A 22,682-nucleotide genomic window follows, 5' to 3' on the forward strand; every position below is an offset into this window, starting at 1 on the left:
CCCTGATTAGCTTTACCAACCGTTTAGTATCAACTCTAATGGATATGAAAGAGACACTAAGAGCGATCAAGCAGAATGTTAAAGAGACTTATTTGATGACGTCTCAAGTTTATTATAACATTGCCGGAAGCGACGTAGAATGCAACATCTGTCACTATAAAGCCAATAAGCTTACCAGCGACTCCTGGCACTTGTACTGCATCTGCCCCAACTGTTACTCAACGGTTCGTCACCGCCTGTTAGTAGCCTCTCTCTCTTTACTGAATAATTTCAGTTTCGAAAAAATCATCGACGGTAAAAACGTTCTGCACTTTGCCCCGGAAAAGAAACTGGAGAAAATGATTCGTTCCCGAGCTAGTTTGTACAAGACTGCCGACTTCTTCACGGAGGGGTACTCTTACAAGAACATCGACTTCAACCTCGACATTTCGAATATGAAGACGGTGGCTGATCAGTCGTACGATTGTGTCATTGCCTGCGATGTGCTTGAGCACGTACCAGACCACATAAAGGCGATCCAGGAAGTATACCGTGTTTTGAAACCAGGCGGCTACTGCATTTTTACCGTTCCGCAAAAAGATGGTCTGGATGTTACGCAGGAAGATCTGACAATCACGGACCCCAAAGAGCGGGAGCGTATATTTGGTCAGTACGATCACTTGCGTATCTATGGCAACGATTTCGTCGATATACTAGCCAATTGTGGGTTTGATGTAACAGCCGTCAATGAAGAATACTTTGACAAAGATACGGTTCATAAATACGTTCTTTTCCCGCCCGTTCTTTCCCAAAACCCCTTAGCGACGAATTACAGAAAAGTGTTCTTTGGTAAGAAATAAACAGGCCAACGGGTAAGCTATCCGATGTACAACGCTGTTATCCTGAAGATTACGAAGTCATTGACTTTGTTCGTCAGCACCGCCAGCAGATTCGTTTATTGGTCATGCATGCCTGTCTTGTTCATCTTCAACCATTTTTCACTTTTCAAGAATCTTATTATCAGACAACTACGATACTCATGTTTGACGTTGACTTTTTCAGCTGATCAGAAAATCAATGTCGAACAAATTATTTTTATCAATGTTGATTTGTTCATGTAAGCTGATAATTTTTACAATCACGACAAGTGAATCCCAGTAGACAGGAAAATGCTTGATCAACGCCGTCAGTTGGCGTTGTTGGCCCTGTCCAAAACATAACATAGCATGTATATTGGCGTAGTAGGTCCGATTGCCACAAAAGACCTGTTGTCAGAGTCTGAGCTGCAACAGCATCAATCGTGTCCTAAAGGTCGGGCAGGAGCTCCTTTAGTAAGTAGTCTCATCAAAGAATACATCAGTCGTGGCCATCGGGTGCTCGCCATTACGATTGACCCTGCGATGAACGACGACGATGCGCCTTACATTTATACGAAAGGACTGCTCACGTACGTCATAGCGCCTAGCCGCAAACGTATTTTTCGGCCAAACGGTCGACGCATGGGCCGTACAGCGGATTTCTTTCGGTTTGAGCGGAAACATATTTTAGAACTGCTCAACCAGTTTAAACCAGAGGTTGTCCACGCTCACTGGACGTATGAATTTGCGCTGGCGGCATTGGATTATAATCCAAATACGCTGATAACAGTACACGACAATGCCAGAACGATCCTGAGCTACATACGTACGCTGGAACGGGTATTCATGTTTATGCTGGCACGCTATGTTTTTAATCGGGGCCGGTGGTTTACAGCGGTATCGCCCTACATGGCAGAGTCGGTTAGCGAATGGACATCGGCGAAAGTACACGTCGTTGGCAATCCCGTCCCAATTCCCAACGTGACCGGTCGAACGACAATACCCGATAAGCCAGTTATCAGCCTTATTGTAAACGGCTGGGAAAAGCGTAAAAACTGTGGCAACGCGCTGCTAACCTTTAAAGCGTTGCAAGAGCGGTATCCGCAAACTGTTCTATGGGGCATGGGTGATGCCTTCGAACCCGACGGCGAAGCGGTTAAGTTCTGCCAGGAGCACGCTATTGATATGTCGAACATCGTCCTTTTCGGGTCGATACCTTATGCCGATGTATTGGCTAAAATCGCTCAGAGTACGCTCGTTCTACATGCGTCGAAAGAAGAATCGTTTGGGATGGTGCTGGCAGAAGCCATGAGCTACGGTGTTCCGGTTGTGGCGGGTAAGTTCAGCGGGGCCGTACCCTGGGTTGTGCAGGATGGCGGCTTGTTGGTGGATATTACGAATGTTGACGAGATGGTGGCCGCAGCGGACAGACTTCTTTCTGACCAAGCCCTGTACGCACAGTTGTCGAGCAATGCCATCGAAGCCGTTAAAACACGATTTGCTCTAAAAACTATTGCAGATCAGTACCTTGACCTTTATCAGAAGTGTAGCGCGGACACGATAGCTGGATCAAACAAGCTCCGTCGTACTGCTCCCGCAATGACTCAAATTGAGTAAGGTTCGTAGTGGAACCTTTCCAAATACTTTTCACCGTTGCTGTAAGCTAAATTGGTCAGGGGCTGGTACACTGTCTTGTTGTATAAGCCCCTTCAAGATTAACACCCATTGGAATAATTCCATTAAACTAATTGGCTATGGTCTTGGTGAAACAGAAGGAGGAAATTCAGTTGCTAAGCGTCGGTTTATTCACCCTCTTTGCGCTTAGTATTATTGTCGGTTTGGTCTGTAGAGAACCCTGGCTTTGGATGGATGAAGTCCTCAGCTACGTATTTGTCTCTGATCCGTCATTCACGCACATGAATAGTGCAGTGATCAGCAGTATGGATCAAAATCCACCTTTGTTTTTCAATCTTTATTGGTTGATTGGTCACACCATTAATCTGGACCCGCTGTTTTTGCGGATCATATCCGTCCTATTATTTGCCGCGACAATCAGCTTATTTTTCCTGTACACAACCCGGCTGATTGGCGACCCTGCTACCAATTTCGTACTGATTTCAGTCATGGTATACATGACTTACCAAAACTTTGCCCATGCAACCGGTATACGTCAGTACGCACTTTTGTTTCCGCTTTGCTGCGTGTACTTCATTCTTTTACAACAGCTCATTGGTCGGCCTGCCAGCAAGCGACTTCTAATTTTCCAGACCTTTGTTGGAATGATGATCGCTTTTTGCCACAATTACGGGCTGTTTTACCTAGCGGCTTCAGGCGCCTTTTTCTTAGGTCTACTACTTTGGTCGAAAAATCGACATTATCTATTGCCAATGGCCACGCATGGGTTGATTGCCATAGTCTGGCTGGTCGGCTGGTATCCAAATTTTGTCATTCAGTCGCAGGCTGGTAATCCGCATTCATGGATTCCCTTTCCTACTATTCAATCGTTCTTCGGCGCTTTTGGTGACCTAATACCAGGCCTTCCCATCAAAGTAACTGGCTTCGATTACTCGTCTTGGTTCCCGATTGCACAGGTTGTGCTGGTAGTAGGCTTATTTGTTTACCTGGCCCTACCAATGCTGAAAGCAGGCTTCCAAACGATACGTCACGATCCAGCTCGTCAGTTTTTCTTACTGTCGGGGTTCATCTACCTGACTACGATGCTGATAGCCTTGATAGTTTCTCTGTTCCATACGCCTATTCTACTTGGTCGGTATATGTGGCCTAGCCAGTTGCTGATCATGTATCAATTGGTATATACTTATTATCACTTTGCGGGTCAGCGCCGTATTTTACCACAATTAGGCTGGTTACTGTTAGCGTATTCGCTGTTGCTATCAGGCGTTATTTTTTACAAAGTGTCGAAAATGGAATCGCCATTTCCGAGCCAGATCTTAACCTACCTGCCACAGTTGAAGCCAGAATACCCGGTTTTTGTCGAACGGGCTGATTATTTTTTACCGATCTGGTTTCACAAAAAGCGTTCTAACATTTCATTCTTATTGGACTGGAAAACTGCTGACTGGCCTGACAACATCAAAAGTGCAACTGTGAATTATAAGGTTCTTCAAACGATGAAGGAAACATATAATGTAAGCGGCATTGTACCAGTCAATCAGTTTAATGCCGATCGTTACCCACGCTTCTACGTTGTTGACGAGCAGGACGTTTATCAAATAGAACATTTTATTAAAACAGGACATGTCAAAGTGATTCGAGAATTGCCTATCGCGATGTCAGGTCATAGACTCTTAGAATGTGCTTTTTAATCTACTTTCGATCAACGGCAATACAAGTATAAATAGACATTCAACTTTTTAACAGTCAACGGATACACAGATGAAACGTTTTGAAAACCTACTTTACCCATTGCTCCTGCTATTGAGCATGTCTGCCATCATTATTGGTTGTAAGAAGACCCCGGAGGATCCCCCCCAGCCGCAGCAGCCTACAACCACTATTACGAGTATTGACCCAGCCACTGCACCCGTCGGCAGTACCATTGCGATCAACGGAACGAATTTTAATACCAATCCCGGTAGCAATACAGTGTCTATCGGTGGTGTTACGGCAACGATTGTATCAGCGACGGATTCGCGCCTGGTCGTTGTTGTCCCTGCTGGCGCTGCGAGCGGTCCCGTTTCAGTAACCGCAGGCGGGCAAACCGTCCAAAGTCAAACTCAGTTTACACTAGCGACTCTTCCTCTCAAGCCGACTTCGATAAAGCAGGGTACTTTATTCCGAAATCAGACCTGGACCAAAGACAGCGTTTATATACTTCGCGGCATGGTGTATATTCCTGAAAACTACACCTTAACTATTCAGGCGGGAACCGTTATCAAAGGGGCTGGACCGGAACAGGACCCCGAGGGGAAAAGTACGCCTGGGGCACTCGTCATTGAGCGAATTGGCAGCCTGATTGCAAGGGGTACAGCCACGCAGCCAATCGTATTCACCTCATCAAAACCCGCTGGTCAACGCAATTACGGCGACTGGGGAGGCATCGTACTAACTGGAAAATCACAGGTGAACCGCTCGTCATCGACTCCTTACCCAAACGGTGTGCGTGGTACAGTGCAGGCGTATGGTGAGCCCTTCGACAACTCCGGTGCGCTTCAATATGTGCGCATTGAATACGCGGGGGCTTTGCAACCCAGCGTACCAGGTGCCCGACTAAGTGGGTTGACGATGATCGGGGTAGGGATTAACACAGCGATTGACCACGTTCAGGTTTCGTACAGCGGTGGCGACGGTTTCTCGTGGTTTGGCGGTTCGGCTAATGCAAAAAACCTGGTTTCCTTCCGAAACTCCGATGATGACTGGACAGCCGATTGGGGCTATGTTGGTAACGTACAGTTTGGCGTAGCGCTCCGCGATGCGCAGGTTGCGGATCAATCCGGCTCGAACGGCCTCGAGGTAGAAAACTACGAACCAAACGCCACTGCTGATGTAGCGCCCGTAATTCCCACGAACGGACTACCACAGAATGCACCTGTCTTCGCAAATCTAAGCAATTTTGCGTTTCAAACGACACCACCAGCCAGCAGCACCGTAGCGGGTACCAGCACGTACCGATCGGGTATCTTATTACGCCGGAATTCTATTATCTCGGTTTATAACTCCCTGTTTTATGGGTATCCAGAGGGGCTTCGGATCGAAGGAACAGCGGCAGGCTACTTGGTAAATGCAACCAGCAGTGCGCTTGACCTCCGAGGTGTTGTTCTCGCCAATACAGGAACACCCATTGTCGGTGCCGGTACAATCACAACCGATCAGATAACAAGCTACTTCACGTCGACGGCACGAGGCAATCAAATTATTGCATCGTCGGACCTGGCTTCACTACTGCTGAACAGCAATAGCTTTACGCTGAATTCGCCAAACTTCGTACCTCAAACCGGTTCACCACTGTTATCGGGGGCGGCAACAGGTGGTAAAGTCGGCAATACGTTCTTCACGCCAGTGAATTACCGGGGTGCGTTTGGTACGGACAACTGGCTCACAGGCTGGACGAACTTTTCACCCCAAAATACGGATTATGACAGGTAACCAGCCTGGATGAACTCGCAATAGTCAGGGCTAGGTCGTATATTGTACACGAATATATAAAACTGCAAATCATGCCTATTCGACAGCCTCTTCAAACACCCGATAGTGCTGAAGACTCTATAACCAAGTCGTCTCGGTTTATGGTGACCCCTGATCCTATAGCGGAGAAAAGCGACTCCAACGAATTATCGCTGACTACACCGTTAGACAAACCTGTTCTAACGGTTAGTCACAGCGAATTAACATTCGCTAAAACGCCCCCCGGTCATCCAAAGTATTTGGTACTGACCATCTCTCAGCAGAACACGAACACACCTGTAACCTTAACAACCGACGCACCGGATCATTTCCAGCTAGCCAGCGACAGTCACCCGAACTTCGCTCCTAGCCTGACGTTGGTTCCTTCAGCAAAGGGAACGTATGTACACGTACGGTACGTGGCCAAAAGTCTAGGCACGCATCAGGGTCAGTTATTCATCGAGGCACCTTACGATAAGGGTACACTACCACTGAAAGGAAGCAGTTCAGGTATTTTGCCGGCTATAGGAAGTTCGGACAATAGACGAGCCAAAGTAAGCCCCGCAGGAGGAATAACCGGTACTTTACTGGCCGGTCTCCTAGTTGGCGTCGGTGGACTAACGTTAGGCGGTTACTATTTCCGATGCACGCTTTTTCCTAGCCTTTGTTCGGAAAACGTAACAAACCAGCGTGTTCTGGACAATGATCGTCCGCAAGCAAGTCAAACAAGCTCAGATAATGGTCTGGTAGCAGTGCCTGCACAGCCAACCGAAGAGAAGAAAACAGAAAAAAGACTAGCTGTTCCTGCGAGAAAAAAATCGATTGTAGTTGACGAGCAAACCAACCAGACGTCTCTTCCCAATCCGGTTGACAATCAACGTACCACACCGCCAACCGACGGTGTTGCTAATAAATCGGAGCGCATTCGAACGGAACCTAAGCAGGAAACCAGCCAACGTTCAACCGTTCGTCCACAGAAGCCGCCCGTTACTACTCCTGCTGAGGAAGAAAGCGAACTCGAACAGGAACTTAACCAAAAACCACCCCGCCAGCAAAATAAGTAAACTGCTGGCAGATTTCGTCTTTTATTCAGCTACTCATAGGCTATACCAATTCACACAACTGCTTATGAGTAGCTGAATAAAGGACCCTATACACGTCTATGGATTCATTCTATAGCTGAAATCAATAAAACTATTAAACGGCAGAAAGCATAACTAATTGATTTAAAACAATATATACCTTAGAATACTTTCTCTATAGCGCATAAAATAAATATTCGACAAACAGCTAATCGTCAAGAGATACAGCTTTATTGCTAGCAGCTATCTTTACACTAATACAGAAATTTCTTTTCGCTTAGGACAAGCAACGCCTATCCGATGTTCACTGGAGCACGAAATGCAGCGCTTGGCCACCCATTATCATTAGATTAGCTGGTTACTACTCATGGGGAAGTCTACTACACCAAAACGTCGAAAAGCAAACCGCATGCCTATTTTGGTAGTAGAGGATAACGCTGATCAGTGGCTGATTATCCGTTCTGCTCTGGCTCAGTGTTTTCCGGAAGTCGAGCCTATATGGGTAAACAATCCTATGCAGGCTTTAAAATATCTGGAAAGCTGCTTAAGCGATGAAACAAAATTACCACGGCTCATTTTACTGGATTTATACCTGCCACGCCGGGAAGACAGTTGGATATTGCTAGAAGCGATAAAATCCAATTCCGTTTATCGTCAAGTTCCGATTGTTGTTTTGAGTGGTTCACAAGACCACGACGACGTTGTAAAATCATATACGTTTAGCATTGCTTCGTACATCGTTAAGCCAATTACGTATCATCAATGGCTGACATGTTTTTACACCTTCCGGCGCTATTGGTGGGAATCGGTTACCCTGCCTCAACGCTCGCTGAAATCGAGTGTGTAGCTCGCGTTCAATTTTAGCAATCCGTTATTTTCAATGAAAATAGAACCTCGGTTGATTAACTTTTTCAAGCTAATTAACCGAGGTTCTATTTTGTGCAGTTTCTAATTTAACTTTTACTCAATACTCATTGGCATTACTCCTTGAAAAGAACTTTACTGGTAAGGCGCTGTTGCCCCTGAGTAAGCGTCAGTACGTAGCCTCCCCGGTTAAATTGCCCTACTCCTATCTTGATCAGGTTCTCGCCTTTGACAGCCTGGTAGGTTGTCTGCATAACTTCTTGGGCTGCCATATTGATCAACTGAACCGTCACATCACCAGCATTTTCTGTAGAATAACGTATCCACATGTTGTCCTGAGCGGGTATGGGGTACGCCTGCATCTGAAACGTGATTTCAGGAGTTACCTCACCAACAGCTGCTTCACGTCCACCGGAAGTCACCCGTCGGAACGCCGAAGCGGGGATGTTCTGCTTGCCGATGTTGGGACCGCTGTAGCTCACCGACAAAGCCGCTCCACCGCCCCCCTGGAAGTAGACCACCGTGATAGCATGCAAACCTGCTTTCAAACCAATCGTGCCTGACTTCTCCTGATCACCATGCACTCCGTCATTGCTGACTACCTCGGTGCTGCCGATGTAAAGCTTGGTGCCATCGTCCGAAGAGGTGTAGAAGGTGTACTGTCCATCGGTAGGTACGCTGATGTAGCCCGTGAACCGTATCCCATAGCTCTCCTCCCGATTGCGTACCGAAAGGCTGGGCACTGAGGTGGTACCGCTCTTGGTGGGGGTGAGACTGTTGAAGTCGGGCAACGTCGTCCAGTAGCTCTCGTAGTAGCTGTAGTTCAAACCCACCACCGCGTTGGCTGGGTTGTCGGCATCCCGCAAGCCAGTGGTCGGTGTAGTGGTCGTGGTGGTGCCGGTGTTGACCCGGTACCAGGCCGAAGCCGGGATGGTCTGCTTGCCGATGTTGGGGCCGCTGTAGCTCACCGACAAAGCCGCCCCCCCATTGCCCTGGAAGTAGACCACCGTGATAGCATGCAAGCCCGCCTTCAAGCCAATGGTGCCTGACCGCTCCTGGTCAGCGTGTACCCCATCGTTGCTGACCACCTCGGTGCTGCCGATGTACAGCTTGGTGCCGTCGTCCGAAGAAGTGTAGAAGGTGTACTGCCCATCGGTAGGCACATTGATATAACCTGTGAAACGCAGCCCATAGCTCTCCTCCCGGTTGCGCACCGAGAGGCTGGGCACCGAGGTGGTGCCGCTCTTGGTGGGGGTGAGGCTGTTGAAGTCGGGCAACGTCGTCCAGTAGCTTTCGTAGTAGCTGTAGTTGAGCCCTACCACTGCGTTGGCCGGGTTGTCAGCGTCCCGCAGGCCAGTGGTCGGCGTAGTGGGCGTGGTCGTGCCAGTGTTGACCCGGTACCAGGCCGAGGCCGGAATGACTTGTTTGCCGATGTTGGGGCCGCTGTAGCTCACCGACAAAGCCGCCCCCCCATTGCCCTGGAAGTAGACCACCGTGATAGCATGCAAGCCCGCCTTCAAGCCAATGGTGCCTGACCGCTCCTGGTCAGCGTGTACCCCATCGTTGCTGACCACCTCGGTGCTGCCGATGTACAGCTTGGTGCCGTCGTCCGAAGAGGTGTAGAAGGTGTACTGCCCGTCGGTAGGCACATTGATGTAGCCCGTGAACCGCAGTCCGTAGCTCTCTTCCCGGTTGCGCACCGAAAGGCTGGGCACCGAGGTGGTGCCGCTCTTGGTGGGGGTGAGGCTGTTGAAGTCGGGCAACGTCGTCCAGTAGCTCTCGTAGTAGCTGTAGTTCAAACCCACCACCGCGTTGGCCGGGTTGTCAGCGTCCCGCAGGCCAGTGGTCGGCGTAGTGGGCGTGGTCGTGCCAGTGTTGACCCGGTACCAGGCCGAGGCCGGAATGACTTGTTTGCCGATGTTAGGGCCGCTGTAACTCACCGACAAGGACGCTCCCCCACCCCCCTGAAAGTAGCTCACCGTGATAGCGTGCAGACCCGCTTTCAAACCAATGGTGCCTGACTTCTCCTGCCCCGTAAAGGTGCCGTTGTCAACCACTTCTGTACTGCCGATGTAAAGCTTACTACCGTCGTCCGAGTTTAGATAGAAGGTGTACTGCCCGTCGGTAGGCACGCTGATATAACCCGTGAAACGTAGTCCGTAGCTCTCCTCCCGGTTGCGCACCGAGAGGCTGGGCACCGAGGTGGTGCCACTCTTGGTGGGGGTGAGACTGTTGAAGTCAGGCAACGTCGTCCAGTAGCTCTCGTAGTAGCTGTAGTTCAAACCCACCACCGCGTTGGCTGGGTTGTCAGCGTCCCGCAAGCCAGTGGTCGGTGTAGTGGGCGTGGTGGTGCCGGTGTTGACCCGGTACCAGGCCGAAGCCGGGATGGTCTGCTTGCCGATGTTGGGGCCGCTGTAGCTCACCGACAAAGCCGCCCCCCCATTGCCCTGGAAGTAGACCACCGTGATAGCATGCAAGCCCGCCTTCAAGCCAATGGTGCCTGACCGCTCCTGGTCAGCGTGTACCCCATCGTTGCTGACCACCTCGGTGCTGCCGATGTACAGCTTGGTGCCGTCATCCGAAGAAGTGTAGAAGGTGTACTGCCCATCGGTAGGCACATTGATATAACCTGTGAAACGCAGCCCATAGCTCTCCTCCCGGTTGCGCACCGAGAGGCTGGGCACCGAGGTGGTGCCGCTCTTGGTGGGGGTGAGGCTGTTGAAGTCGGGCAACGTCGTCCAGTAGCTTTCGTAGTAGCTGTAGTTGAGCCCTACCACTGCGTTGGCCGGGTTGTCAGCGTCCCGCAGGCCAGTGGTCGGCGTAGTGGGCGTGGTCGTGCCAGTGTTGACCCGGTACCAGGCCGAAGCCGGAATGACTTGTTTGCCGATGTTGGGGCCGCTGTAACTCACCGATAAGGACGCTCCCCCACCCCCCTGAAAGTAGCTCACCGTGATAGCGTGCAGACCCGCTTTCAAACCAATGGTGCCTGACTTCTCCTGCCCCGTAAAGGTGCCGTTGTCAACCACTTCTGTACTGCCGATGTAAAGCTTACTACCGTCGTCCGAGTTTAGATAGAAGGTGTACTGCCCGTCGGTAGGCACGCTGATATAACCCGTGAAACGTAGCCCGTAGCTTGTGTCACGATTTCGAACAGAAAGAGTCGGTGTACTGGTAACATCACTCTTGACCGGGGTCAGACTATTAAAATCAGGGAGACTGGTCCAAAATGATTCATAATAACTATAATTCAAACCCGCCACCGTATTGGCCGGGTTGTCAGGATCACGTAGCGGTAGTGATTGGGTAATATCTCTCAGCAGAACCAACGACGAATACGCCGGAACAGTAACCTGCCCCGAATAGGTGTTATTTTTCGCATCCCGGTAAGTACCGTTCAATGAAGCCTGTATAGAGCTACCCGTAGGATTCGGAATGAATTTGATATAGTCATCTGGATTACCCGACGAGTATGTGACTGGGCTTATCATCGATGATGCATCTTTACCGTACCGGTTACGCCATTCGGCAAGCGAGATGTTGCCGCCACTACTACCATTGTAATAAAAAATAGGGTTGTTGGCAGCAAAAGGACGGATATAAGCGTTGTTGTCGAACTGTCCGTACTCTCCTAGATCGTTCTGCCCAGACTCGTACTTGACATTGTACTGATCGGCCACACGACTCACAAACACGTTGTTTAAAATTGCGTTACTCCGTGGCTGACAGCCGCTGGCGGGTGTGATGGACAGTTGTCCTTCATCGTTATTATAGGCGGTGTTACCTGTTACCCGAACATTGGACGATCCGTGCAGAAATATACCGTACCCTTTACAATTGTAGACCGTATTATTCGCTACCTCAATGTTTGTGGTGCAATCGTCTAGGTAGATACCATTCGCTCCTGTGTAAGTCCCACCGGGAGTGCCTTCATTAGCTCCGATACCATTATATACCGTGTTTGACAGAATACGAATATCAGACATTCCCAGCCGGTTGCCATTCCAGATATACAAAGCGCTTCCATCACTTTTGGTCAGGCAGAAATTGCTAATTAGATTGCGTTGTATCGTTGAACTAGTCGAGAAGTTAATGGCTACATAACCAATATTATCAAATGTATTATTCTCGATCAATGTGTTAGCCGTTGAGTTTGATTGAAACCCAACGTACATCCCATCTCCGCTCTTACCGCGACCGGGTAGCAGTCCAATGTTCCGGACATTGTTTCCTCTAAAGGTGATATTCTGATAAGTAGAAATGGCAACCCCGTTGTTGTTGATGTTATCGATATTATTGTTCTCGAAAGTGATCTGACTCCCACTTCCCTGTAAAACAATACCATCTTCACCAGCCTGCGTGATATCGTTATTACTGATCACTAAGTTAGAACTGTTCGTAACCACGAGATTAGTTGCCAGCGCCTGCGTAATTTGCAGGTTACGAATTGTCACAAAAGATACATTCGCCAGATTTACCGCTTCGGACGAAGTGGTGGCCGTAACAGTCTGACTATTCAGATTTCCCTGGTTGTCGTATATCCGAATCGTTTTGTTGCCGGGATTATAATACCACTCTCCCACCTGATCCAGCGTAGCCGGATGGTTCTGGACAAAAAATCCCCAGTTGTCGCTAATATCGTAGGAGCCGGAACCGTCTAAATACAGGGTGTTACCACTTTGTCCCGTAATTTTGGATCGATTCAGAATCCATTGTACTGGCCGAAAAACTACCTCCCCTCCTGTCCAGTTTGTTGACAAACCTACCTGACTGGTAAGCTGACTTCTGCCAGAGTGCGATTGTACAGTTATATATCCTTTGTTCGAGGCATCAAGATTTGGATATCGTCCAAGCGGCAGGGCAGCATTATCTCGGTAAACTCCTGTTACCCGATCCCCACAAGCAGGACAGTCGGCCTGCCATATGTTGTTGCCTAAGTTGGTCCAATTTCCTACGGCCAATGAGCCGGTTAAAACTGGTTTGTTACCCGACCCGTAAGCGTCAATTACTATCGGTTTATCAGAAGATCCTGACTGGCGCAGTTGTAGGCTTCCCCGAAAGGTGTCATTACGCCGAAATAAAACTTGATCGCCAGGTTGTAACCCAAGGCTGCTCACTTTTGCCAGTGTTTGAAATGGAGCATCACTTGAGCGTCCGTTATTCGAATCACTACCAGCGTTGGATACGTAATAAGTTGTTTGAGCTAATGAAGTGGAGAGTCCACCGAGGAGTACAAATGGTATAGCTTTTCTAGCTAATGTTACCATTTTCCTTACTGGATTACCTTTAGAGATATGCACGGAGAAACTATTTTAGGTTTAATAAGTATGCGAGCGTACAAGGTAAGGTGCACATTGCTGTACATCCGTGTAACCTATTGATATCTTACTTATTAGACAAATATTATACCAATAAATTACGTGAGTTTGCTATTTATTCTAATTAATTGTGCCAATAGTCCTAATCAAAATTGACCGCTTAGAAAATAAAATTGGTAGTTCTTGGTATATTAACTATATGTTAATAACCAATATATAGTTACCTTATTTTGTGATACCTAACACGTTAAATGACTTTTTGTTACATAAGCATATTATTTTTAATTTAGACAAACAAAATTTACCGATTCAATAGCTTAGATATTTATATTATTCAATCACCAAATTTAGTAACATAAAAATTACCAAAAAAGCCAGTATGCTAGCATACTGGCTTTTTTGGTAATTTTTATGTTACTACAGATCAAACGATACTATTTGCTGGTACGTATATCAACTTGAGCCTCGTCATCTTCACCATTTGTGAACCCGTTTCCTGGTGTCGAATCGGGATCAGCAGTGCCAGAGGCACTGATTTGAGCTTTATTCACCCAAGATCCTGGTGAGCTGACACGCACCTGAAAAGATGTGCTGACAGTCGCTCCTGCTGAAATTGAAGGAAGCGTAGCATTTAATAAACGTCCACTAGCCGTCCAGTCCGTAAGGTTTACAGGTGTAAGACCCTCAGGCAGCTGGTTTTGCAACTGAACTCCGTCGGTAGCAAGGCCACCAGCGTTATTAACATACAAGGTAATCCGTATGACTTCATCCTTAGCTGGTGTTCGATTGCTTACTTCAATCCGTAAACTAAGGTCTGCTTTAGTAGGATCAGGTGTTGGCTGATTCGATTCTATTGGAGGCAATGCACGCTGATTCGGGTTAGGCGATTCAAATACAGTGTCACTTGGCCCGCCAACACGCAGTTCGGTCATAGCTGTATCATCCTCGCCATCAGCCGTACCCGAGTTCGGTTCACTGTCTGGATCAGGAGCTGTTGCCGTGGTTATCTGAGCAGCCGTTCGAAAGATACCTGCAACAGTAGGTTTGACGGATAAAATAAATGTCGTATCAGTTAAGGGCGCGAGTTGCTGAACCGTTCCCGTCAGGACATTATCGCTGTAAGGCTGACCGTCACTATTGATAAACTGGAGGTTAGCAGGCAACCGGTAAGTCCACCGCGACAACGCAGCCGGAGTCTGTCCCTGGTTGCTAATACGAAGCTCAATAGTGGTTGGTTCATTAACCTGTACTAGTCGCTTACGACTTTGTAGCGAAAGGCTCAGATCAGCGGGAGGTACTGGCAGCGTGTCTTTCAGCAAAATAACCGACGTGTACGGTTTAAGAGTAAATGAGCCGCTGTATGCTTGGTTTTTCACGTCACGATATACATCGGTCAGGGTAATAACGCTATCCTTCAGCGTCGGATTATAGAACAGCTTTATAAAATCATCTGGGTTGTTTTGAATAGGAACACCTTCCTGAAGACGAATGTTATCGAGCCAGAACGTTGGCCCTTCTCCATCTATCTGGAACATTACAACCGCGTCAGTACCACTTTCTGATGCCGTAAAGACAAATTCATAGCTTTTTCTGGTCGGCCCAATTGATACAGTGTAACGTTTGTCGTATTCTACGTAAGGCGGTCCATATGACCGTAGATATGCCAGAATATTTACGTTTACCGAGGCAACGGCATCAAACCGCAAAACATAGGTTTTACCTTTTGTAATCGTACCAAACCGATTGACGGCTTGTGCATACGAATTGCTTTGACCGGAAGGGGTTGGAAACCCAACTCGCAGACTCCCCCCATCTAGTTTATTTGTTGCATCCCGAGTAGCTTCTGCATTGTTATAGTTACTATAGACAATAAACCAACCATCGGCATCGGCATCAAAGGAACTGTTTATACGATTAGTACCACCAGCACCTTCATTTCTATACGAGTTATATACAATAGGACTTCTACTAGAATGGATATCTTTACCACCAGAGAAATTACGCCAATCTTCTAAGCTAAATGTTCCTCCTTGTGTATTGTTTATTATACCCAGAATAGTGGCTGGTTCACTAAAAGGACGAGCGTAATAGTTACTATCTATATCGCCGTATAGGTTTATATCATTTGTATTCGATTCGTACTGACTTGTTAGTTGAGATGGTTCTTTGCTAAGGAAGATATTATTTTTTACTGTATTATTTCTGAAGGGGCAATAGCCAGCGTTATGGTACATGGCGAACTGGCTAACTCCATTGTTATAGGATGTATTACCAATTAAGGTAATGTTGCTGGTTGCATGTAAGTAGATTCCCCATTGGTGGTTATTGAATACTGTGTTGTTTCTGAATGTGACATTTTCAACGCAATCATCCAGAAAGATTCCGTTAGCTCCCGAATATTCTCGTCGGAACGAACCTTCGGGGGCGCCAATGCCATTGTAAATGATATTTGAATCAATGTAGATATTTGTCATTGAGGCTTTCGCCTTATTCCAAACATACAAAGCACCGCCATCGCTCTTTGTCATACAGTAGTTCGAAACTACATTTTGCCGAATGGTCGTATTGTTCCAGAATGAGATACCATTATAACCTATGCTATCTATAGTGTTTCTCTCAATTAACACACCTACATTTGCGTTAGACTGAAAACCGTTGTATTGTCCATCCCCGCTCTTACCGCGTCCCGGTATCATTCCAACGCGCCGTAACGTGTTACCTCTAAAGATAACATTTTGCAAAGCATCTATACGAACGCCGTTGTTGTTTACATCTACAATGTGATTTCCTTCAACGAGTAAATTATTACCAGATCCTGTAATTATTACTCCATCCTCCCCGGAGTTTGTAATATCGTTATCTGCAATTGTAACGTTTGTTGCATTATCCATAAAGACCCCTTCATTGAGCGTCTCCTTAACATGAATATTATTCACGCTAACGTTAAAGATATTATAAGCTTCTATACCCCTATTTTGTGTTGTTATCGTAATAAGCTGATTATTAGGGGCAGTCTGATCACCATACAGCCAAACAGTCTTGCTAGCTGCATCATAGAACCATTCTCCATTCTGGTCAAGTGTTGCAGGGTGACTTTGGATAAAGAAACCCCACCCGTCAGCTGGCATGTAATTTGAGTTGTTTATTATGTTGAGTATATCGCCATTTTGATTATCAATTACAGCACGATCGATAATCCACTGTGTAGGCCTCATGACTACTTCTCCACCTTTCCAATTTATGTTGTTAGGCAAACGCTCCTGACTAGTGATTTGATTCTTATCATTATGCGATTGTATAGTTAAGTAGCCCTTATTAGGAGCATCCATATTAGGATAACGACCAAGAGGTAGAGCCACTCCGTTCTGATATAGTCCAGTAACTGTATTTCCGCAAGATGGACAATTAGCTTTCCATATGTTTCCTCCTGCGTTTGACCAGTTTACTACCGGCACAGATCCTGATAGTACGGGTTTTTGACCAGTTCCATAAGCGCTGAAGACAATAGTACGATTTATTGAGCCAGATTGCCGAATTATTAATTTACCAGGAAAGGTATCCCCCCGACGAAATAAAACGGAATCACCAGGTTGCAATCCTAAACGGTTAACCGGATTTAAAGTCTGAAACGGAGATGTACGTGACCGCCCATCATTGGAGTCGTTTCCATTACTTGCCACATAATACGTCGTCTGAGCTAAGCAGAGCGACACTGTCGAGAAGAGCGTAAGTAGTAATCCATAACGAGTTATGTTTCTCTTACTTAGTAGCCATAAATGCACTTCGTGGTGTGGTTTAGTTGAGTATTTATTTAACGAATAAGCTTAAGCAGCCAGCAATTGTTTTCCCTCGTTAAAGCCTTGATGATAGGGTCGTTTATCGTGCTCTAAAGAATCAAAATCAGATCTATTATTTCTAGCCGTTTTTATTCTTTATAGTACAAAAATATGATCTTATATAACGTAATATCTGGTTAATTTCTAAACAGGTATTAATCTAAAATATCCTAACATGACTATTTTTAATGATAGAATGTTGTTTCTTAAATACTACTAAGTATTCCTTTACTTATCTTCTTTTCAAATAAAGAATACCAATTTCATCAATTTAGTATAATGAAAATTGACTGTAACTTAGCTGTATTTCCTGCGTTTTTATTATTCGTGTGTATCTATCAGCTTAACAATCAATAAATCACTTACTTTCGTACCCTATTTGCCTGGAGCATTGGCCGAATAATCAGAGAATATATATCCTGTATATAAGTTCGGGTAGGAAAGCTTATCTTGGCTGTCTCAAAACCAAACATGGCCATACACCATCGTGAGGTTTAGCCGATAATATCCTAGCATGAACACAATTCAGTTAATTGGTCATCCAGATCCTGTAGACGTTGATTCAATTGTGTGGCTGAAGGGTGAAGCTAATTATACGCGCATACATTGCCAAAAGGGTACATTTATTCTTGTTACCCAGCCTTTACATTGGTTTGAACAACACCTTAATTTCATCCGGGTCCACCGTTCAGCCATTGTAAACCCTGTTTACGTTCGAGAGTTCATGCGGAAGAAAAGCCGGTCCGGTTGGGTACGATTGTTTGATGATACTGTTGTAACTGTATCGCGGGACCGACTTGAAACGACTGCGCTTCAATTGATGCTTATCAATCGCGCGAAATCGGTACATGCAGAAAATGGAATTTACAATCTATCAAGTAGCATCAATTATCTAGAAGCAGACTTGTAAGTAGCTAGTTAACCCTATTTTATTTTAACTCAAATCACTCACGTTTATCGCTTGGCAGCAAACACCTTAAACTAGCCAGTCAATAAAGATAGGTAAAGTCTTCAGGCTTATACATCTTCATCAACGGCTTACTAGGTCACAAAACGCCTTCTGACTATGAATGCTCCAGTACTTCTTTTCGCCTACAAGCGCCCTGTCGAACTCAAGGCTACTATTCAAGCGCTTCAGGCAAACTACTTAGCTCCCCAAAGCGACTTGTACATCTTCGCGGACGCTCCCAAACGGCCCGACGATGCACCCAAAGCGGCTCAGGTACGTCAATTGCTAGACGAGGTTACCGGTTTTCGCAGTATTCACAGAGATTACGCTGAGAACAATATCGGCTGTGCGGATTCAATTATTCGGGGTATTAATCGAGTCCTGGAGGAACATTCTTCGGTCATTGTCGTGGAAGACGATATTGTAACAGCTCCGAATTTTCTGGACTTTATGAATCAAGGTTTGGCACAATATGCCAAAACTCGACGCGTATATTCAGTATCTGGCTACACCTTGCCTTTCCAACGGCCCGCTGGTTACTCGTCAGATGCTTATTTTATCCCACGCCATAGCCCTTGGGGATGGGCGACCTGGGCTGATCGCTGGAACTCGGTAGATTGGGACATGACTGATTATCAGGCTTTCATAAAAGATAAGCAACAGCAGAAAGCGTTCATGCAGGGAGGGTCAGACCTAGTCGGGATGCTCCGCGATCAGATGGAAGGCCGGGCCGATGCCTGGGATATCCGCTTTTGTTACAACCGCTTTAAAGAAGGTGGCTTAACGGTCTACCCCACTGTGTCGAAAGTTCAGAATATCGGCTTTAGCAAAGACGCAACGCACACGGATATTTACAACCGCTATAAGACGAACCTAGACAATAGCGGACAACGCGATTTTACGTGGTCTGATGTAGTGGATAACTCCGATTATTACCAGCGTCAGACATTACGCCATTATAGCATCCCTACTCGTATTTATAACCGGCTAAAAACGCTGGCGGGTATTCGTTAACAGGATTTCCTTGATCGCGTAGAGAACTTTCTGGTTTCGTAGTCTGGCAACCACCCAGCTACAAAATCAGAAAGTTCTTTTTTGGGAGCCTCTTATCTTACTTACCGTACTCATCGATACAACTACTTGGGTTGATCAGCATAAAATAGCAGATTCAAAGGCTCCTCGCTGACGTTGTAATTTTATGATGAGTACACTGCGTTGCGCCACTATTGAAGACGAGCCGATTGCTCAGAGACTATTCGAAAATTTATCCAACTCACACTGTGTATTGGTTGACGAGTCTAACCAATACATTATTGATTCGACTTGGGTAAGCTACGACAACCAGTACTTGGCCTCACTTCGTGTTAAGAGTAATCTGTGGTCCCGACGGGAATCGAACCCATATCAAACGTTTAGGAAACGTCTATTCTATCCGTTGAACTACGGGACCAAAAAAGGAGCGGCCATCCTGACCGCTCGGTTTCTTTTACAAAATTGACGAAAATCCGTTAACCTGCCAAACCGTCGCTGTATTCAGCCGATTCGTTTAGTGGAACGTGTACCCAGTTCGGATAAATCTGGTAATGTTTCTCTTTTACCAAATCATAAAGCAACTCACGCAGCTCACCAACGTTCTCGCCTGTCTGTGCCGAAATAAAAGCGACATAGTCTGCCTTTTGAGTCAGATAAGTTTTCTTCAAGTACTCCAACGCAGTTTTTCTCCGCATAGCTACCGGCACGACAACCTCCTCGTGACTCTGCTCGTCATCAATGTCTTCGTCATCATCTCTGTTGACTTTATCCGTCCACTCCTCTCTTGGCACGAATTCATCCATTTTGTTGAAGACTAAAACCATAGGTTTGTCAGCAGCTTTGATGTCGGCAAGCGTGGTGTTAACAACCTCTATTTGTTCTTCGAAATTAGGATGGGATACATCGACAACATGGAGTAGGATATCCGCTTCGCGAACCTCATCGAGCGTTGATTTAAACGACTCAATAAGCGTGGTAGGCAGCTTCCGAATAAACCCAACCGTATCAGTCAGCAGAAAAGGAATGTTGCCAAGCGTCACCTTACGCACGGTTGAATCGACAGTAGCGAACAGCTTATTCTCGGCAAATACTTCCGCTTTAGCCATCGTACGCATCAGCGTCGATTTACCGACGTTGGTATACCCGACCAAAGCCACCCGCACAAGCCGGTCACGCTCTTTCCGACGCGTTACACTTTGCTTGTCAATCTTCGCAAGCTTATCCTTTAGAAAGGCAATACGGTCTTTTACAATCCGACGGTCAGTCTCCAGCTCTTTTTCCCCCGGACCACGCATACCGGTTCCGCCTTTCTGACGGCTAAGGTGCGTCCACATGCGAGTCAGACGAGGATAGAGGTACTGATACTGCGCTAGTTCGACTTGGACACGTGCCTGAGCAGTCTGTGCTCGCATCGAGAAAATATTCAGGATGAGCAGGCTACGGTCAAGTACTTTGATTTCTTTAAACTCGGCTTCCAGGTTACGCACCTGAGCAGGAGTCAAATCATCATCGAAAATTATAGAGTCTACCGGATTGGCGAGGATAAACGTCTGAATTTCCTCTAGTTTACCTTTTCCGACAAAGGTTCTTGTGTCGGGCCGGTCAAGTTTCTGCGTAAATGTCTGTACAGTGGTGACACCCGACGTTTCCGCCAGAAACGCAAGTTCGTCCAAATATTCTTTAGTCTGGTCACCGGTCTGCTTTTGCGTGACCAGTGCTACCAGAACAGCGGTTTCGGGTTGTTTGTGTGTGTCGATCATAATAAAATGGTTTGAGGATGTCGCATAATCGTACGTCGCGAGCTACTTTCGATTCCCGAGAAAATAGGTATATCAACAGCTTCTTACCGAAGATTCGCATTTTTTATCCAACATCTCATAATTAATAACGGACTGATTTTTGGAAAAGTTTCTACTTTTTGGACCCTCAACTGCCTGACCCATATTATAGCTGAACGGTTTTCCAACGACCACGTCGGAAGACCCAAACGGCAATAAGAGCAAGCAGCGACTCGCTAATCGCCACAGACCAGAATACGCCCGGCGGTCCCCAGTGCAGCCATGTGGCGAGCGTATAAGCCAATGGAATTTCGATAATCCAGAAGCAAACAATGTTAATAAGCGTTGGCGTTCGCGTATCACCTGCGCCGTTTAGTGCCTGACTTAACACCATCCCGTACGCCATAAAGACGTAGCCTACGCAAAAGACCTGTAAGCATTCGACGGCAATCTCCATTACGCGAACGTCGCGGTTGAACAAACCAACAACTTCCTTAGCTCCGATAAAGAAGCCGATACCAACGGCGGCAAGAAAAAGCATGTTGCAGAAAGCGGCCCGCCAGGCAGATGTCGCAGCTCGCTCAGGCTGTCCCGCTCCTAAGTTCTGTCCAACCAGCGTTGCCGCAGCATTAGCCAAACCCCAGGACGGCAGAATGGTAAACACGATAATCCGGATGGCTATGGTGTAGCCCGCGACAACGTCGCTACCAAACGCCGATAAAATGCGCGTCAGAAAGATCCAGCTTGCTGACCCAACCAGAAATTGGCTCGTACCGCCAACCGCCAGGTTAAGCAGGTTTCGGATGATGCTCATATCAGGATTCACATCGGTCCGCATGACCCTCACGTTTCCACCAGGACGCGTTAAGGCGTAAAGCTGGTACAAAACACCAACCGTTCGGCCAGTTGTGGTAGCTACCGCCGACCCCATAACGCCAAGTTCGGGGAAGGGGCCAAGACCAAAAATAAAGACCGGACACAGAATAATGTTAACTCCGTTTGCCAGCCATAACGAACGCATAGCGACTGACGCTTCACCCGCGCCACGCAGACAACCGCTCAGGGTATAAAGCAAAATAATCGCTGGCGAACTGGCGAAAATCATCTTTGTAAAGCCTACCCCATTGGCAATCAGCTGGTCGTTACCACCCATCAGCCGTAGAATATGTTCAGCCAACAGAAAGCCAGGTATGCCTAACACGATCGACATAGCAACGGATAGCAACACTACCTGACCGACAGTTCTACTGGCCGCTTCTTTATTCTCTTCACCGATGCGCCGGGCTACCAATGCGGTGGCGGCAGTACTTAGACCGATGCCAATCGAGTAAACAATCGTTAGAACAGATTCGGTTAAGCCTACTGTCGCAACGGCCTCGGTGCCAATTTTCGCCACAAAAAATACATCGACTATGGCAAACAGCGATTCCATGACCATTTCCAGGATCATCGGAACGGAAAGCAGAAAGATAGCCCTATTAATACTGCCGGATGTGAAGTTAGTTTCTGTACCGCGCAATGCAGCCAGAAATAACCGAAAGAATCTGGTCATTAGAATAGAAGAATGGCGTATAGTCCGACGACTACCGACGCAAATGAATGATGTGAAAAAGGGATAGCGGCCCAGTTGGGCGGCAGGCAATAAGTGAAGAAGGGAAACCCGCGTAGGGTCTTATCCGAGGAACTTCATGGGCTTTGTTGGACCGCCAGCGCGGACGCATTTAGGACTGCAAACCTACAATTTTATTTTCAAAAAAATCAAACAGGTTTGAGTAAGCGGTTCAATAAAATAATAAACATGAATCCCAAATCTCAGTTTATATAGCTGATAGTCTGTTATTTATTTTTAGCCGGCACGCCGTAAAC

At 46.9% G+C, this 22,682-nt stretch carries 12 protein-coding genes and 1 tRNA gene; 8 read left to right on the top strand and 5 right to left on the bottom strand.

What is annotated here, in order from left to right; all coding sequences use genetic code 11:
• Positions 1–44: 44 nt before the first annotated feature.
• The 6 genes from LQ777_RS19095 (at position 45) to LQ777_RS19120 (ending at position 7,889) form a co-directional block, all read left to right on the top strand.
• Positions 45–839, top strand: coding sequence for a class I SAM-dependent methyltransferase (locus LQ777_RS19095; protein ID WP_232559535.1), 795 nt, complete (start codon positions 45–47; stop codon positions 837–839).
• Positions 840–1,205: 366 nt separating this feature from the next.
• On the top strand, positions 1,206–2,453 hold the full coding sequence (locus LQ777_RS19100; protein WP_232559536.1) for a glycosyltransferase family 4 protein: 1,248 nt from the start codon (positions 1,206–1,208) through the stop codon (positions 2,451–2,453).
• Positions 2,454–2,590: 137 nt separating this feature from the next.
• Positions 2,591–4,162: a hypothetical protein gene (locus LQ777_RS19105; protein ID WP_232559537.1), complete on the top strand. Its 1,572-nt coding sequence runs from the start codon at positions 2,591–2,593 to the stop codon at positions 4,160–4,162.
• 70 nt (positions 4,163–4,232) lie between these two features.
• Entirely contained in the window at positions 4,233–5,942 is a 1,710-nt protein-coding gene (locus tag LQ777_RS19110) for an IPT/TIG domain-containing protein (RefSeq protein WP_232559538.1), read from the top strand.
• A gap of 71 nt (positions 5,943–6,013) precedes the next feature.
• Positions 6,014–7,024 (top strand): hypothetical protein, encoded by a 1,011-nt coding sequence (locus tag LQ777_RS19115; protein WP_232559539.1) that lies wholly within the window; start codon positions 6,014–6,016, stop codon positions 7,022–7,024.
• Between the two features lie 427 nt (positions 7,025–7,451).
• Positions 7,452–7,889, top strand: a complete 438-nt coding sequence (locus tag LQ777_RS19120; RefSeq protein ID WP_232559540.1) for a response regulator — start codon at positions 7,452–7,454, stop codon at positions 7,887–7,889.
• Positions 7,890–8,022: 133 nt separating this feature from the next.
• On the opposite strand, the gene LQ777_RS19125 is transcribed toward LQ777_RS19120, so the two are convergent.
• Both LQ777_RS19125 and LQ777_RS19130 read right to left on the bottom strand, forming a co-directional pair.
• Positions 8,023–12,864, bottom strand: a complete 4,842-nt coding sequence (locus tag LQ777_RS19125) for a PA14 domain-containing protein (protein ID WP_232559541.1) — start codon at positions 12,862–12,864, stop codon at positions 8,023–8,025.
• 791 nt (positions 12,865–13,655) lie between these two features.
• Positions 13,656–16,934, bottom strand: coding sequence for a right-handed parallel beta-helix repeat-containing protein (locus LQ777_RS19130; RefSeq protein WP_232559542.1), 3,279 nt, complete (start codon positions 16,932–16,934; stop codon positions 13,656–13,658).
• Positions 16,935–17,571: 637 nt separating this feature from the next.
• Here LQ777_RS19130 and LQ777_RS19135 point away from each other — a divergent pair.
• Together LQ777_RS19135 and LQ777_RS19140 are read left to right on the top strand one after the other, a co-directional pair.
• Entirely contained in the window at positions 17,572–17,967 is a 396-nt protein-coding gene (locus tag LQ777_RS19135) for a LytTR family DNA-binding domain-containing protein (RefSeq protein ID WP_232559543.1), read from the top strand.
• A 156-nt stretch (positions 17,968–18,123) separates the two neighbouring features.
• Positions 18,124–19,020: a glycosyltransferase family protein gene (locus LQ777_RS19140; protein ID WP_232559544.1), complete on the top strand. Its 897-nt coding sequence runs from the start codon at positions 18,124–18,126 to the stop codon at positions 19,018–19,020.
• Between the two features lie 364 nt (positions 19,021–19,384).
• On the opposite strand, the gene LQ777_RS19145 is transcribed toward LQ777_RS19140, so the two are convergent.
• The 3 genes from LQ777_RS19145 to LQ777_RS19155 all read right to left on the bottom strand — a co-directional run bounded on the left by LQ777_RS19145 (position 19,385) and on the right by LQ777_RS19155 (position 22,368).
• Positions 19,385–19,456: transfer RNA gene (locus tag LQ777_RS19145), tRNA-Arg, on the bottom strand.
• Positions 19,457–19,514: 58 nt separating this feature from the next.
• Complete coding sequence (gene hflX / locus LQ777_RS19150) at positions 19,515–20,798, bottom strand: GTPase HflX (RefSeq protein ID WP_232559545.1); 1,284 nt, start codon at positions 20,796–20,798, stop codon at positions 19,515–19,517.
• A 184-nt stretch (positions 20,799–20,982) separates the two neighbouring features.
• Positions 20,983–22,368 carry an MATE family efflux transporter gene (locus LQ777_RS19155; RefSeq protein WP_232559546.1) on the bottom strand — a complete coding sequence of 462 codons (1,386 nt, stop codon included), beginning with the start codon at positions 22,366–22,368 and terminating at the stop codon, positions 20,983–20,985.
• Positions 22,369–22,682: the final 314 nt, after the last annotated feature.

Origin of the sequence: Spirosoma oryzicola (assembly GCF_021233055.1) — a bacterium.
Classification (GTDB): Bacteria; Bacteroidota; Bacteroidia; order Cytophagales; family Spirosomataceae; genus Spirosoma; species Spirosoma oryzicola.

Excerpts from the sequence above, each read along its gene's own strand:
- hflX (WP_232559545.1), bottom strand. The coding sequence starts at position 20,798 with ATGATCGACACACACAAACAACCCGAAACCGCTGTTCTGGTAGCACTG.
- LQ777_RS19120 (WP_232559540.1), top strand. The coding sequence starts at position 7,452 with ATGCCTATTTTGGTAGTAGAGGATAACGCTGATCAGTGGCTGATTATC.
- LQ777_RS19155 (WP_232559546.1), bottom strand. The coding sequence starts at position 22,368 with ATGACCAGATTCTTTCGGTTATTTCTGGCTGCATTGCGCGGTACAGAA.
- LQ777_RS19095 (WP_232559535.1), top strand. The coding sequence starts at position 45 with ATGAAAGAGACACTAAGAGCGATCAAGCAGAATGTTAAAGAGACTTAT.
- LQ777_RS19110 (WP_232559538.1), top strand. The coding sequence starts at position 4,233 with ATGAAACGTTTTGAAAACCTACTTTACCCATTGCTCCTGCTATTGAGC.
- LQ777_RS19135 (WP_232559543.1), top strand. The coding sequence starts at position 17,572 with ATGAACACAATTCAGTTAATTGGTCATCCAGATCCTGTAGACGTTGAT.
- LQ777_RS19105 (WP_232559537.1), top strand. The coding sequence starts at position 2,591 with ATGGTCTTGGTGAAACAGAAGGAGGAAATTCAGTTGCTAAGCGTCGGT.
- LQ777_RS19115 (WP_232559539.1), top strand. The coding sequence starts at position 6,014 with ATGCCTATTCGACAGCCTCTTCAAACACCCGATAGTGCTGAAGACTCT.
- LQ777_RS19140 (WP_232559544.1), top strand. The coding sequence starts at position 18,124 with ATGAATGCTCCAGTACTTCTTTTCGCCTACAAGCGCCCTGTCGAACTC.
- LQ777_RS19100 (WP_232559536.1), top strand. The coding sequence starts at position 1,206 with ATGTATATTGGCGTAGTAGGTCCGATTGCCACAAAAGACCTGTTGTCA.